Below are 14,943 nucleotides of genomic sequence, written 5' to 3'. Positions count from 1 at the left end.
GGTCAAAACTTTCGTCACGGAAAAATTTCAATTACGGCGTTTATTCCGTGACGATACGGAAACAAGCGATTCTTGCAAGGAGTTAATGGTTAACAGCCACTTAACGGCAGGCCCGGAACAAGGAACGAAGCCAGACCGGCACGAGATATTTCCTTAACGATTCCAGCAGGTTCCTAAATTGCACCAGCGACCGAAAGGAATCTGTGGGACTCGCAGATCTGCTGGTTAGCAAACCCGCCGGAAGGGCCGATTCTGAAGACCATTGGCCTTCAGCCGCCCGCTCCCCAGAGAATCACAGATCAAGAGATCTCGCAGATTTGCGACTGGCACACACACACACACACACACACACACACACACACACAATCAACGCGCAGCTTTCCCAAACCAGTATACACAGACCAGCCTAATTGCGGAGCGGTACAATGAGGCTGACAGCAACCAAGAGGCCGAAATCAACTAAGGACGCAACGCTTCTCGATCAAAAGTACCGCCTGCCATCGCTCGTCTTTGCAGACCAGCCCGCCTGGAAGGCCTCCAGATCCAACAGCCGCGAGCTCGATGAACTCGACGGGTAACCAACGTATATTCTCGCCTATCGGATGCTGGTGAGGCGATCGGCTGCGCGCGGCGCGCTTGCCGTCCGTCGGCGCTACCATGCAAGAACGCGTCTTCCCGCAACTTCTTTCGACGGGACGGCTCAACGCACATCCGTCCATGATCGAAACTTCGCGCCTCTGCGTCGATGCGGCGTGTCCCAGTGAAGCAGGGGAGGGCGCTTTGTACGACGTGACGTCCGGTATTTTGCAGTGCACCGGCTGGCGTTACCGCGCCTTGGCCACCGATCATGATCAACTAAACGGTAAGAGTGGGGGGTATACCGCAGACGATTTCGAGCGCGTCCGGCTGCAGGCTTACCATTCCGCATCAGCCCCCATCGACAGCATGCGGCATAGGCAGACTGCCACGGTGTTGTCCACCGCAGCAAGTCGGTCACGGGGAATGCGGCCACGGAAAGGCGCTCGGCAAGAAGAAGACCTGACCATCAGACCACGCCCTTCTTAAGGATGAAGTTCCCATAGGGGCGCGATTCAGCCGTCTGGATGACTGCAAACGATCGCATCGCGATGGGATAGTATGCAAACCTCTCGACAGGTTGGCTCGCTATCGAACGCCCCTCTACCTCACTGCAAACTGCGAGGACGTCTTTGTGTACGTCCAGCAACTCGCCCATCTGAAGGATCCCGCGGAATGCAGTCGGTGCATCGACACCCTGCAAGATGAGAAGCTTTCCGCTCGTGGTTTGAGTCGCCACACGAAAACCGGAGAAGTTTCGATCCACGATTGCCAGTTCGTCTCCGTGACCCATGGCGGCCATGACCCACAACACGTCGGCCGTAATAAACGGCGGCACACCCTTCAGCATGGCATCTCCCTCCCAAGAGATTTCACCGACAAGAACGATGAACGATTAGCAGAAAAAAACGATTGCGCAAACGTTTCGATGGCGCTAGCGTGACGACATAGCGGATCCTGGGAGAGCCTCTGGAGGTTGGAATTCCGCTTGGGAGGCTAGTTTGAAAAACGTGTTTGTTGCGCTGCTGGCGAGAGCTGGAGTGCGCTCATGACAACTATTTCCGAGGTGGCAAAGGCGGCTGGGGTCTCAGTCTCCACGGTTTCGCACGTTCTCAATAAGACGCGCTACGTCTCACCCGAGAAGGTCAAGCTCGTCATCGAGTCCGTGGAGGCAATCGGATACATCCCCAATACAGTCGCTCGCTCGCTCAAACTGTCATCGACAGGCACTGTCGGCCTCGCGATTTCGGCGATTTCGAACCCTTACTTCAGTGACATCATCTGCGCGATTGAGGCCGAGTGTTCCAAACGAGGCTTGATCGCGTTCCTCTGTGACACGCAGGATGATCCGGTCCGGGAGCTGGAACTGATCCGGCATCTGCATCAGCGTCGCGTCGACGGGATTATACTTGCGCCTTCGGGCGATCCTAAAAAAGCGCTGGACTATCTCATCCGGTCCGACCTTCCCTGTGTGCTTGTTGACAGGCTGTCGGACAACCGTTTCGACCAGGTCGGGACGGATAACGTCGCCGCAATACGAACGCTCGTCGATCATCTCGTCACGCTGCATCATCGACGGGTTGGGATCATTCTCGGTCAGCCTGGCTTTGCGACGACTGTGGAGCGCGCAAAGGCCTTCCGCGCAGCGATGACGGAGAAGGGAATAGAGGTAGAGGATAATTTGATCAGCGACGGCAATCGCAGCACCGCCGACGCCACTGCTTCGACGCACCGTTTGCTGGAGCTGAAGGAGCCGCCGACGGCGATTCTTGCTTCGAACAATCTGGCGATGATCGGAGCTATGAGGGCTATCCGAGAGCGGAAGCTGCGTGTTCCCAAGGACATTTCTGTTCTTGGGATCGATGATTTCGAATGGGCAGATTATTTCGAACCGCGCCTGACGCTGATGGCCCAGCCTTGCGATGAGATTGGCAGGAAGGCGGCGGACTTGCTGATCGAGCGGATCGGCAACAAGCGCCGCCCCCACGAGACCATTCGACTGTCGCCAGTTTTGCGAGTGCGTGAATCGTGTGGAGAAGCAGCATGAGCCACGTCGTTCTTTCAGCGAAAGGTGTCGTCAAGCGCTTCGGCGGGGTTCAGGCGCTTCGCGGCGTGGATTTCGACCTAAAGGTTGGCGAAATCCATGCGCTGCTTGGTGAAAATGGTGCAGGAAAATCGACGCTGATAAACCTGCTGTCCGGCGTGAATACGCCGGACGAGGGAGAGATCTTCATCGACGGCAAACCCGCGCGATTTCACAGCCCGCGTGATGCACAAGCAGCCGGGATCGCAACGATCTTCCAGGAACTGGACCTCGTTCCGAGCCTGACCGTGGCTGCCAATCTCTTCCTCGGGCGCGAACTTGTCCATCAGCACGGCATGCTGGATGGCAAGGCGATGCTGCAAGAGGCGCGTAAAAGACTAGAAGCGATCGACCGATCTATCGATCCAGCCCAGTTCGTGAGTGAACTTTCGATCGGCCAGCGCCAGGTCGTCGCCATCGTCAAGGCGCTTTCCTACGCATCGAGAGCCCTTATCATGGACGAGCCGACGGCTGCCTTGACCGTTGGCGAAGTGAATCGACTGTTCGACATCATGCGTGGCCTGGCAGCGTCGGGCGTCGGCATCGTCTATATCTCGCACCGTCTTGAGGAAGTGCCGCAGATCGCTCATCGCGTGACCGTCATGCGCGACGGCAAGGTGGCAGGCGTCACCAAACCAGATGCACCGCAGGCCGAACTGGTGCAGCTTCTCGTTGGACGTTCTTTGAACGAGCTTTATCCCCGCCGCGCGCACAGTGTTGGTGACGTGCTCCTGCGGATGCGACAGGCCTCCTTCCGCCCGTACCGCGTGTCACCCGGGTGGCAAGCGCCAATCAAAGTCGATCTGGATGTTCGGCGTGGCGAAATCGTCGGGCTCGCAGGCGTTATGGGGGCGGGTCGAACCGAGCTTTTGAGCGCTCTATACGGAACAGGCGTGCCGGGCCAATGGCACGGGGACATTACGATTGGTGGCAGGCCGACCAGGCTTAAATCGATCGCGGCTGCTCGCAGGGCAGGATTGGCATTTGTAACCGATGACCGGCGTGGGGCCGGTCTCATGCTGCGTATGTCTGTAGGTCTCAATCTGGTGATGTCGATCATCCGCTGGATATCACCAAAGGGCTTGCTGTCGGCGCGACGCCAGGAGGATGCGATCAAGAGCTCTTTCGGCCAATTCGACATTCGTCCAAAGAATCCCGGCATCGCGGTCGGGGCTCTCTCTGGGGGAAATCAGCAGAAGGTCGTCCTCGCAAAGGAAGTGCTAGGCAATCCGCGCTTGTTACTTCTCGACGAGCCGACACGTGGCGTCGACGTCGGCGCAAAGGGGGAAATCTACGCCCGCTTGCGCAAGCTGGCTTCAGAGGGATTGGGCATTCTTGTCGCTTCGAGCGAGATGCCCGAACTGATCGGCCTATGCGATCGAATCGTGGTTTTGCGCAACGGCAGCAGCGTTGCTGAGTTTTCTGGCGGTGTCGACGAACATGAAGTCCTGGCGGCCGCCAACGGGAGGGAGGCCTGATGTCCGAACAGCAAATCGCATCCAATCCAGCGGTTCAGCCGGCCAAGCGGATTGATCCGCTCGCGGTGTTGGTCCGCTTCCAGAGCTTGATCGGCCTTATACTCGTTTTCGCCGGCGGCATCATTTTCTCACCGCGTCGGCACGGTGTCATCTTGTTCATTCAACCCGACAACATCGCCAACATCGTCCGCGCGGTGTCCGAAACTGGAATCATCGCAATCGGAATGACGTTCGTGATCATCACCGCCGGGATTGATCTCTCGGTTGGGGCGACACTTGGCCTTGCGAGCGTCGTAACGGCAACATTGATGGTCTCAGGCGGTTTTGGGCTGGTAACCACGGTGCTGGCAGTGCTGCTGATGGGCACTTGTTTCGGATTGGTCCAGGGAGCGATCTCAAGCAAGTTTCGGCTTGAAGCGTTTATCGTCACTCTTGCCGGTTTACAGGCAGCCCGCGGGCTTGCACTCGTTGTGTCGGATAATCAGTACATCAATATTTCCTATGGTGATGGTCCTGGGCTCGCTCCACCGATCTTTGCCGTTCTGGGCGGTCGGCTATTCGGTAACGTCGTTCCCGTTGCCACGATCGTCTTCTTGATCTTTGCCTGCATCGCCACGCTCGTGCTGAATACGACGAGGTTCGGCCGTTACGTCTATGCCGTCGGCGGCAACGAGCGCGCCGCCCGCATCTCAGGCGTTCCGGTCTCGACAATCAAGATCGCCGTTTACGCCATTACCGGCTTTGCATCCGCGCTTGCTGGCATAGTCCATGCCGGGCAATTCAATTTTGGCAGTGCCAATGATGGGACCGGATATGAATTGACGGCCATCGCGGCTGTCGTCATCGGCGGAACCAGCCTGTTTGGCGGGTCAGGTTCAATGGTCGGAACAATCGCCGGTACGATCATGCTCGGCGCTTTGGCCAATATATTGCAGCTGAACAACATCACGCCAGCCATGCAGTTGCTTGCCACAGCGGCAATTATCGTTCTGGCAGCAGTCCTTCAATCCCTCGTTCGTCGCCGCGAAGGATTGGGCAGGTAGTGTGGCGGCATCACCTGGAGGGTGGATCCGGGATCAATGTGGAGGAGAAAGTAATGACACAGAATGCACTTCGAATGTCGAATGCCGGACGCATGGCACTCCTGGCCGGCTCATGCCTTGCTATTGCCAGCGTGGCTCACGCTGCCGGTCCGCTCGTGAAGGCTTGTGCCAAAGATGGCGAGTTCGTCATCGGCTTCTCGCAGGCCAACAATGCGGAGCCTTATCGCCAGCACGTCAACGATGAACTGGAGGCAGCCGCCAAGGCAGTCCCGCAGTTCACGCTGCAGATCGCTGACGGCGCGGGCAACGTCAACACTCAGACATCGCAGGTCGACAATTTCATCACCCAAAAGGTTGACCTTCTGTTGATCTCGCCTTTCGAGGCGGCTCCGCTTACGCCCGCCGTCAAGCGGGCGATGGATGCGGGTATCCCGGTCGTCGAACTTGACCGCAAGACGAACGGTGAGGCTGGCAAGGACTACACAGCCTTCATTGGAGGAGATAACTATAAAATCGCGTTGGCCGCCGGCGAATATACGAGCAAGACGCTTCTACCTGATGGCGGCGAGGCGGCCGTACTGCAGGGCCTGCCGAGTTCCACACCGGCCGTCGAACGGCTGAATGGCTTCAAGGATGGCGTGAAATCCAATTCCAAGATCCAGATCGTGGCAGAACAAGCGGCAGACTGGTTGCCGGATAAAGCACAGACCGCGTTCGCCGCGATGCTGCAGGCTCATCCCGATATCAAGATGGTCTATGCCAGCAACGACATGATGGCGGCGGGTGCGCTCCTAGCTGCGAAAGGTGCCGGCAAGAGCGTGAAGATCATCGGCACTGATGGCTTGCCAGGTCCGGCAGGCGGGATCGAGGCAGTCGCAAAGGGCAACTGGTCCGCGACCTTCACATATCCGACAGGAGCCAAAGAGGCGGTCGATATGGCTAAGTCGATATTGCTGGACTGCGCATCGTCGGTGCCGGCGACAGTAACGGTCGATACCACCGCCATTACAGCCGATAACGCGAAGCAGATGATGGGTAAGTAAAGCTCCAGACTCAACCCGGCCAGACGCGACCGTCCAGCCGGGTTGAACCATACCAATTGGCTGGCGTGCTCGATCTCTTTCGTCGAGCCGACATCTTACGCTTTTACGGCCATCGTCCGAATCCAAATGAGTTTGCGGCCTGGAGGTCCTATTGGTTCACCAGTTTCATCAAGACATCTCGCCCGCGGCTCAGATAGCGTCCATCCTTGTTCAAGCCACTGTTCAATAGCTCGCAGCGTGCCCGCCAGCTGGCTTTCTGACGAAGAAGGCTATGATAACCGATGCCACGGAGATGATTGCACCGCAAAGGAACGCGGCGCGAATTCCGTCAGTCGTCGCAGCAGCGGCATCGGCGCCAGCCAAAGAAGCATTTGAACCCGTCATTGTCATGATCGCGACGAAGAGTGCCGTGCCAGCCGCACCGGCGACCTGCTGGGTGGTGCCTATCATCGCGCTGCCATGCGAATAGAGGTTGGGTGGCAAGGAGCCAAGGCTCGCGGTGAACAGCGGTGTGAACATCAGTGCAAGGCCGATGCTGAGGATAATATGGGCCACGAGCAGCAGCCAGAATGATGTGTCCTGCTGAATGAGCGTCAGAGCCCACATCAGTGCACTGAACAGAATGGCACCCGGAACAACGAGCAGCACCGGTCCATATCGATCAAACAGGCTGCCAACCGTGGGGGCGCATAGACCCATGATCAGCCCTCCCGGCAGCAGGAGCAGACCAGTTTGCAGTGTGGTCAAACCCAACACGTTCTGAAGGTAGATCGGAAGCAGAATGAACACGCCGAACATCGACATCATCAGCACTGCCATCATCACCGCCGGGATGGTGAAGGCCTTGATCATCAGGGTGCGCATGTCGAGCAAAGCCCGGCCTTGCCGCTGGAGCTGCAATTGCCTGGCGACGAATGCCGCAATCACGACCGCACCAACGGCCAATGGGAGCCATGGCGAGATGATAGGCGGTTGGAGGGCTGCTTCGCCCAGCCCACTGAGGCCGTAGACAAAGCTGCCGAAGCCGATGGCGGAAAGTGGAATGGAAAGAATGTCGATCGGTGCTTCCGTCGGCTCCGTGACGTTTCGCATTTTCCAAGCGCCGAGTGCAAGAGCGGCCAGAGCGATCGGCAAGACGAGGAGGAACAGCCATCGCCAATCGAGCGCGCTGAGGATGAGGCCTGATATGGTGGGACCTATGGCGGGGGCAACGGAGATGACGATCGATATATTGCCCATCGTCTTCCCACGCGACTGAGGTGGCACGAGGTGCATGATCGTGGTCATCAGCAGAGGCATCATGATCGCCGTACCGGATGCCTGCACGATGCGTCCCAAGACCAGCACCACGAAACCCGGCGAGAGCGCGGAAATCAGCGTGCCGACGCTGAAAAGCGACATGGCCAGGATGAAGACGTGCCGCGTGTTGAGACGCTGTAGGAGGTAGCCGGTGACGGGGATAACGACCGCCATGGTAAGCATGAAAGCTGTGGTCAGCCATTGTGCCAAGCTTGCGGAGATCTTGAGATCGGCCATCAGGTGGGGCAAGGCTACGCCCATGATCGTTTCATTGAGAATGACGACAAAGGCCGAAACCAGGAGAAGGCCGATTACAAGTTTGTTGCGGGCGCTGTGCTCTTCCGCGATGGGAGAATCGTCAACAGCATTTATGATCTGGGAATCGATGCTCATACGGATACCTTAAATGAGGAAGACAGGGACGTCTTCAGCACGACGTATTGCGGCGAAGAGATCCGACAATGTCCATTACATTTTTTCGCGAAATGCGTTGCAAGGGTTCGGCGTGCCTGGGCGCTCTTGCGATCTGCGTGGCCAACATGAGCGGAAGTCGCGTTGATCAGTTGGTGTTTTGGGCTTCTCTGCGTAGGGACGTTCTTGGCAGAGCTCTCTCATATTCAACCTTGTCCTTTGGCCAACGAACCAGCCACCCGATTCGCTCCCCCGTCGGAAGGCTACGCCGATTATCGCCGGACATCGGTGCTTGTCTCAACGTAGCATCCCGATCGCCAGGGTCATAGGTTGCGACGCCAACTGCCCGGTGCAATGCCGACAATCGTCTGGCGGAAGATCAGCGTCGTGCGCCGTATCCTGATAGCCGCTCCAGGAAGCCGATTTCCAAAGATGAAGCATCCCACCGAACTGACCCCTGACGACTGCCTTGCATACAGCAGCGAGAGCAAGCGGGAGAGCTGGGCATTATCGGACGGCAGTGGCAGTGCCAACATCTCGGCAGGGCGCGCGTTTAGCGCCAACAGCGGCGAAGTTCTGGCGAGCATGACTGCCGATGGTATGGGTTCGCCATGCTGCCGAAGTTCTACGTAGGAGAATATCTGCGCACCGGAAGGCCCGTCCACGTCCTGCCGAACTGGTCGCCGCCGGAGTTATCGGCAAGGCTCCAGCGGCAGCCCGACGCCTTGTGATGCGTGCCTCGACGATTCGAGGCCCATCAACAAGCAAAGCAATGGCCGCCCAACACTGCAGAAGGAAGCCCGCCTGATCTAGACACGAAGTTCACGTTTCTGACGATCCTCGTTTAGATAAAACACCATGTCCTCCAGTTGACGCGAAACGCTTTTTGACGATACGGCAAGCGCTAGCGGCGAATGCCGGATGGTCGGTCGACGGGGCGGAAGAACTTCGGAATATGGATTTGAAACGGGCGATGGATTTCTTCTTGGCTTTGATTGCGTCGGTGATCCTGCTTGTGCCGATCCTTATCGTCGCTCTTTGTGTTCGCCTTACCTCGCCGGGACCGATCCTATACTGGTCAAAACGTGTCGGCCGTTTCAATCAAATCTTCCTGATGCCGAAATTTCGCAGCATGCGCGTCGACACACCAACAGTTGCCACACATCTGCTCGAAAACCCGGATCGGTTTTTGACACCCATCGGCTCGTTTCTGCGCAAATCCAGCCTCGACGAACTGCCGCAGCTCTGGTGCATTCTCGAGGGGAAGATGAGTTTCGTCGGCCCACGGCCGGCACTCTACAATCAATACGACCTTATTGAATTGCGGGCGGCCCACGGCGTCGACAAGCTCCTGCCGGGATTGACGGGATGGGCGCAGATCAATGGCCGGGACGAATTGCCGATTCCGGAGAAGGTAAAATTCGATATCGAATATCTCGAACGTCGCTCGTTCGGCCTCGACATAAGCATTCTGTTTATGACCGCCGGGAAGGTAATCCGCCGTAAGGGAATAAGGCATTAACTTACCTACTTCTGATAGATAAGCAGCGCGGAAGACCTTGGTTTCCGATTATTTCAGTTGCGCTCGTTGCAGAAAATGACAAGAAGGTGGTGTCGATCGATCTGCGAAACGCTGGTAAACTATGCCTGGAAATACCCCCACTGAGACATCGCGCTCAGGATGGTTCTTAATGCCGATGCAAGCGCTCGTCGCCCCTCTGCTGGCGATGCCGCGGGTTGCCAAACGCGCTCTCGCTTTGCTGGTGGATTCCAGCTTTTGTGTTCTGACGCTCTGGCTTGCCTATTGCTTCCGCCTGAACGAATGGACGGTGCTGACCGGCGTCCAGTGGTTGCCGGTCTTCGTTTCGCTCTGCATGGCACTTCCCATCTTCATCGTCATGGGCATGTATCGGGCGATCTTCCGTTATGCCAACATGGCTGCTTTCATTACTGTCCTAAAGGCGATTGCGATCTACGGCGTCGCCTTCATGACGATATTTACCGCCCTCAGCGTTCCGGGTGTTCCCAGAACCGTCGGCATCCTCCAGCCCTTCCTGCTGTTGATTGCGATCGGCCTGTCGCGGTTGGGTATCCGTTATTGGCTCGGGGATACCTACCAGCGCATCCTGCACAAGAATATGCTCGCCAAGGTGCTGATCTATGGGGCAGGGACGGCCGGGCGGCAACTGGCCGGTGCCTTGATCAACAGCGCCGAACTCAATGTCGTCGGCTATCTGGATGATGACCCGCGTCTCAAGGGCGGCGTCATGGGTGGTTTGCCGATCTATGACCCCTCGGATCTTCCCGTGCTCGCGGGAACCCTTGGCGTGCACAATGTGCTCCTTGCTCTTCCATCAGCAACGCGGCAGCGTCGCAACGAAATCCTGGAGCATATCCGCAAAGCCAGGGTCAATGTACGCACGTTGCCGGATCTCACGGCTCTGGCTCAGGGACGCATCGCCGTCTCCGACATCCGTGAGCTCGAGATCGAAGATCTGCTGGGCAGGGAAGCGGTCGCGCCGCGGCAGGAGCTGCTCGACACGGCGATGCGCAACAAGGTGGTGATGGTCACCGGTGCTGGTGGCTCGATCGGCGGAGAGTTATGCCGCCAGATACTCCGCAATGAGCCTTCTAGCCTGATCCTCCTCGATCAGAACGAGTTTGCGCTTTATAATATCCATGCCGAATTGCGGAAGCTGGCAGAACTGTACAGATACGAAAATCTGCAGATCGTCCCAATCCTCTGTTCCGTCCGCGACCAGGATCGCATGGAACATATCATGCAGAGCTGGCGACCGCAGACGCTCTATCATGCCGCCGCTTACAAGCATGTGCCGCTTGTCGAACACAATGCCGTAGAAGGCATCAAGAACAATGTCATGGGTACGCTGGTCACGGCGCGCGCAGCGATTAAATGCGGCGTTTCGAATTTCGTGCTGATCAGCACAGACAAGGCCGTGCGTCCGACAAATGTGATGGGCGCCAGCAAGAGGTTGGCGGAGATGCTTCTGCAGGCGCTCGCAGCAGAATCGACGACCGACAGAATGCGAACGAATTTTTCCATGGTCCGCTTCGGAAACGTCCTCGGCTCGTCTGGATCGGTCGTGCCGCTTTTCCGCCAGCAGATCAAGGAAGGCGGCCCCGTTACGCTGACACATCCCGATATAACCCGCTATTTCATGACCATTTCGGAAGCCTCGCAGCTCGTCATCCAGGCCGGCGCCATGGCCGACGGCGGCGATGTTTTCCTGCTCGACATGGGCGAGCCCGTTCGCATCGCAGATCTCGCCCGCAAGATGGTCGAGCTTTCCGGATTGACCGTCCGCGACGAGAACAATCTCGAAGGGGATATCGAGCTTTCCGTTACAGGTCTTAGGCCCGGCGAGAAGCTTTACGAAGAACTGTTGATCGGGGATAATCCTGAAACAACCGAACATCCTCGGATCATGAAGGCGCGTGAGGATTTCTTGTCCTGGCCGGAGCTGTCGAAAAGACTGAACTCGCTCAACGCCGCACTGGACCGGAACGATATGATCGCTGCACGCGCGACATTGGCGGAGCTTGTTTCCGGCTATTCGTCAACGGGTGAGGTCTCGGATATGGCTTTCGCCGGCGCCGAGCCAATACGTCTGCCTCAGACAATTCAAAGCACGCTGTAGGGTCTGCAGGCTCAAGGGGTGCCAGACGTCAGTCGCGAACGACGGGCGCAAAGCCTGTGCTGCCGCGATCCACACAAATAAGGGCGACCATGTAAGCGAAGATCGGATCCAAGGCTTTCTGATTGAACATGATGCCAAAGCTGCCGGTTATGACGTAGCTGCTGACAAGCAGAAGAGCGAGCGCGATCGCTAAATCCCGGCCCGGTCCCGCTTCTTTTCTCCACGCGCCTATCAGGGGCGTCAGTAGCATCAGCGAAAGCGCTGCAATGCCGAAGACGCCGGCGTCGATTCCCGCGGTGAGGAAACCGTTGTGGACATGCGAGTAGGGCAACTTCGGCCGTATGTTATCGGGCAACTCTGCCAAAACCGAAGCCATCCGGTTTTGCGGACCATAACCCGTCAACGGGTCCTTGCTGATTGCCGATAGTGCGCCTTTGTACAATGCGAACCGCGCGCTGAGCGACGTGATCTCGCCGTCGGTGCGTTCGAGCGTCGTCAGATTTTCCTGCAGCGCCTGGATGCGATGGAGGATCTGGCCGCTGCCCAGGGCGATAAGTCCCGCCAACAGCAAGGAGCTGGTAATAGCAAGGCTGCGCAAACTCAGATGGAAGCTGTGTTTGCGGAAGTACCAGAGAAAGATGACGATATGGACGGGAATGACCAGCCAGGCCGAACGTGTCCCCGAAAGCAGCACGCAGCCTAGCCCGGCGGCATATCCCAATATCGCAATTCGTTGCTCCACGCTTCTGGGAGATTGAACGTTGAGAAGCGCGATGCCGCCGAAAAGAATGCCTATGACGCCCAGGAGTGCAGCGTTCGAAGTTCCAGCCTCTGCCCTTTCCATCAGAAACATGATCTGCAGGAGACTGAAAACAAAGGTGACGATCATGCCAATGCCCGCGCCGAGGATAAAGAGCGGCACGAGACTGCCATCGGGAGATTGGCGCATCCGTGGCAATATCAGCCAGATTGAAAAAAAAGGCAGGAGCCGGAATATCCAGTCCAGTTCTTCGGAGTAAGGCGGATTGATGAAGATGCTGGCGATCATCACCAGCGGGTAGATCGACATGCCAATGGCAACCAGCCGGTCGGATCTCGACAGGTTCAAGGCGAGGCTGCCCGTGGCCAGACAGTAGGCGCCCCATACCATCGACGCGAGGAGGATGAAGGAGTTAAAGTTCGGCGAAAGCCCTGGAAGGATTGCAAAGGCAAAGACCGCAATGCGGTTGTTTCGGTCGAGCGCGCTTCCGGTCTCATCCCCGGGATGAAGCACTGCCATCTTGAGTTGCCTAAGATAATTCACTTTGCCGGTCCTGCCGCATCGATGCTGCCTCGCTAAGGATCGTGATCACGGCTGTCAAGCGGTGATGAGGATGCAATCTGTGGCTTTAAGGGACGTGGTATTCCAGCAACAGGCATCGGGACAGACTTGGTTCTCGTCGATGAAGAGCGGCAAATGGAAAATACGGTAAGAACGGCTTCAACGGAAAACACGTATAAGATGCGGGCTTGATTTGAAGTCTGCTCGTCCAGCGGCCGACGAAAGCGTATCGCGGGGAGAGAAGAAGGCAACATCCGGACCGTCAGAGCTACAGCGCCGCGCGTCTTTTCGAACGCACAAAGGACGACGTAGCAATTTGAATTATGCAGTAATCGAAGAACCGACGCAGGTTTTTTATCGAAGCGGCCGCCGTTATCGCCAAGATGGGCGTGTCGAACCTTCCGCCGATGATCGACCAAGGAGATAACCAAACCCGAATGCGATAACGCCGGTGGCGAGCAGCAATGCGCTTGCGGTGTGCGGGTGCTCTCTGGCGCCGGAGGCGACCGCATAAGCCTCACGCTTCATCTCTTTGGCGGCCGACTTCGCGACTTTGGTCAATCCCTGTGGCTGCTCAGCGGGTGTGCCGGTGAATCCGGCGCTCAAATTCTGTTTGTCGGCCATGTCGGGAACTTTCTGCAAGAGGTCTGAATTGGCGCGCGGAAAGTTCAATCCTGTTCGCGCGTACCGGGGGAGGCTTCGCGTTGATCCGCATCCTCGAGATCCGTCTTAACGAGGAATGCATCGGTATGTTCGCGCGAGGCCTCTCGCAGTGCTGCGAGATCTGGCGGGTTGTCGGCTTCGCCCTGCTGCGCATCGAGTTCATGCTCGGCGAGAGTCCAGTGACGCCCGTGCTTGCCTTCCGGTCTTCCTTCTTTCTCCCACAGGGAGTACGCCCTTTTTCGGATCTCCTCGTCGCGTCTGGCTGCTGGCGACCCGCTCTGCCTATCGATTTGGTTTGCGGCTCGCCGAGTCATTTTCCGTCCGCCTGCGTCCGCGGGTGGGGCTTCCGGTCGGCCGCCGTCGGCCTTCCCGTCGCTTGTCTTGCGTCGTGCTGGGTTTTTCATGAGCATCTCCTTGAGGATCTCAACCAACTCGTACGATCTAAGTTCCAAACAAAGAATGCTTCGGCGCAAAAGATCGGGCTTCCAGGCTTGTGCTGTTCGCCCGCGCATTCGCGAAGTGCCGCCCCTCCAGATGCAGTCATACTGCCACAGTCTGCCGGACGTCTTGGCAAGGTGATAAAGCCGATATACTAGTATGCCACTAAGTTTTAACGCTCCGGTATGTCATGCGCCAGGCATTAGAAACCAAAGGTTCGGCAGTCGCGACGTCGCAGGAAGTCGGGAGCAGCTGCGCCGCATCACCACTGCCGGCGTCATCTACGTTCGCCTCTATGCCGACATCGTGTCGCTGCGGATGCCGCCTGGCATGCTGCTGCAGGAAAAGCGGATCGCCGATGAATTCGGTGTCAGCCGCACGCCGGTGCGCGAGGCGCTGCTCCGGCTTTCCGAAGGCGGACTGGTCGATATCTACCCGCAGTCGGGCACCGTTGTATCGCGGGTGCCGGTCTCGGCGATCCCCGAGGCGGTCGTCGTGCGCAAGGCGCTCGAAGGCACGACCGTCGAGACCGCGGCTCTGACTGCGACTGCCGCCGATATCGCCCGTCTCGACGCCATCATTGCCCGCCAGCGGGGGCATGCTGCGACCGGCAATGCCTCGAGCTTCCATGAGGAGGATGAGGCTTTTCATGAGGCGATCGCACAGATCTCAGGTTATCCCGGCATCTGGGCGATCCTGAAAACGGTCAAGGTGCAGATCGACCGGGCTCGGCGGCTGACGTTGCCGGTGCTCGGGCGCATGGACAACGTCGTGCACGAACATATCATTATCCGCGATGCGCTCGCCGCTCACGATGCGGCGACTGCACGCAGCGCGATGATCCATCACCTAAGCGCCGTCATTCCCGATGTCGACGAACTGCGCGCGCGTTACCCCGACTATTTCTGCTGACGGCAGGCAACACGAAA

The 14,943-nt window shown here is 57.7% G+C and carries 12 protein-coding genes and 2 pseudogenes; 9 read left to right on the top strand and 5 right to left on the bottom strand.

What is annotated here, in order from left to right; all coding sequences use genetic code 11:
- The first annotated feature begins 425 nt into the window (after positions 1–425).
- Positions 426–578 (top strand): hypothetical protein, encoded by a 153-nt coding sequence (locus N2600_RS34410; RefSeq protein ID WP_222281257.1) that lies wholly within the window; start codon positions 426–428, stop codon positions 576–578.
- A gap of 467 nt (positions 579–1,045) precedes the next feature.
- Here N2600_RS34410 and N2600_RS34400 read toward each other — a convergent pair whose 3' ends face one another.
- Positions 1,046–1,426, bottom strand: coding sequence for an RbsD/FucU family protein (locus tag N2600_RS34400; RefSeq protein WP_222281256.1), 381 nt, complete (start codon positions 1,424–1,426; stop codon positions 1,046–1,048).
- Positions 1,427–1,624: 198 nt separating this feature from the next.
- Between N2600_RS34400 and N2600_RS34395 the strand changes: the two genes are divergently transcribed.
- From N2600_RS34395 to N2600_RS34380, 4 genes are read left to right on the top strand one after another with little or no spacing between them, the layout of a single operon-like run.
- Positions 1,625–2,623 (top strand): LacI family DNA-binding transcriptional regulator, encoded by a 999-nt coding sequence (locus N2600_RS34395; RefSeq protein ID WP_222281255.1) that lies wholly within the window; start codon positions 1,625–1,627, stop codon positions 2,621–2,623.
- Positions 2,620–4,137, top strand: coding sequence for a sugar ABC transporter ATP-binding protein (locus N2600_RS34390; RefSeq protein WP_260299888.1), 1,518 nt, complete (start codon positions 2,620–2,622; stop codon positions 4,135–4,137). Before N2600_RS34395 ends, N2600_RS34390 begins: the two co-directional genes overlap by 4 nt.
- Positions 4,137–5,180: an ABC transporter permease gene (locus tag N2600_RS34385; protein WP_170280636.1), complete on the top strand. Its 1,044-nt coding sequence runs from the start codon at positions 4,137–4,139 to the stop codon at positions 5,178–5,180. The genes N2600_RS34390 and N2600_RS34385 overlap by 1 nt, the downstream gene beginning before the upstream one ends.
- Positions 5,181–5,233: 53 nt before the next feature.
- Positions 5,234–6,223, top strand: a complete 990-nt coding sequence (locus N2600_RS34380) for a substrate-binding domain-containing protein (protein WP_260299937.1) — start codon at positions 5,234–5,236, stop codon at positions 6,221–6,223.
- Positions 6,224–6,445: 222 nt separating this feature from the next.
- Here N2600_RS34380 and N2600_RS34375 read toward each other — a convergent pair whose 3' ends face one another.
- A complete protein-coding gene (locus tag N2600_RS34375) occupies positions 6,446–7,915 on the bottom strand; it encodes a DHA2 family efflux MFS transporter permease subunit (protein WP_222281252.1) in 1,470 nt (489 codons plus the stop codon).
- A 384-nt stretch (positions 7,916–8,299) separates the two neighbouring features.
- Between N2600_RS34375 and N2600_RS34370 the strand changes: the two are divergent.
- The 3 genes and pseudogenes from N2600_RS34370 to N2600_RS34360 form a co-directional block, all read left to right on the top strand.
- A pseudogene (locus N2600_RS34370) lies at positions 8,300–8,652 on the top strand (LysR substrate-binding domain-containing protein); the annotation flags it as partial.
- 236 nt (positions 8,653–8,888) lie between these two features.
- Positions 8,889–9,455 (top strand): sugar transferase, encoded by a 567-nt coding sequence (locus tag N2600_RS34365; protein WP_170278351.1) that lies wholly within the window; start codon positions 8,889–8,891, stop codon positions 9,453–9,455.
- Between the two features lie 121 nt (positions 9,456–9,576).
- The gene (locus N2600_RS34360) at positions 9,577–11,592 is read left to right on the top strand and encodes a polysaccharide biosynthesis protein (protein WP_222281251.1); all 2,016 of its coding nucleotides are present in this window, start codon (positions 9,577–9,579) and stop codon (positions 11,590–11,592) included.
- A 28-nt stretch (positions 11,593–11,620) separates the two neighbouring features.
- Here N2600_RS34360 and N2600_RS34355 read toward each other — a convergent pair whose 3' ends face one another.
- The 3 genes from N2600_RS34355 to N2600_RS34345 all read right to left on the bottom strand — a co-directional run bounded on the left by N2600_RS34355 (position 11,621) and on the right by N2600_RS34345 (position 13,980).
- Positions 11,621–12,895, bottom strand: a complete 1,275-nt coding sequence (locus N2600_RS34355) for an O-antigen ligase family protein (protein WP_222281250.1) — start codon at positions 12,893–12,895, stop codon at positions 11,621–11,623.
- 390 nt (positions 12,896–13,285) lie between these two features.
- A complete protein-coding gene (locus tag N2600_RS34350) occupies positions 13,286–13,537 on the bottom strand; it encodes a hypothetical protein (RefSeq protein WP_222281249.1) in 252 nt (83 codons plus the stop codon).
- Between the two features lie 44 nt (positions 13,538–13,581).
- Complete coding sequence (locus tag N2600_RS34345; protein ID WP_260299887.1) at positions 13,582–13,980, bottom strand: DUF2934 domain-containing protein; 399 nt, start codon at positions 13,978–13,980, stop codon at positions 13,582–13,584.
- A gap of 224 nt (positions 13,981–14,204) precedes the next feature.
- Between N2600_RS34345 and N2600_RS34340 the strand changes: the two are divergent.
- Positions 14,205–14,926, top strand: a pseudogene (locus N2600_RS34340) (GntR family transcriptional regulator).
- The last annotated feature ends 17 nt before the right edge of the window (positions 14,927–14,943 follow it).

This window comes from Rhizobium sp. WSM1274 (assembly GCF_025200775.1).
GTDB lineage: Bacteria > Pseudomonadota > Alphaproteobacteria > Rhizobiales > Rhizobiaceae > Rhizobium > Rhizobium leguminosarum_I.
Note: the sequence above shows the minus strand (reverse complement) of the source record. Positions and strands in the feature narration are given on the sequence as shown.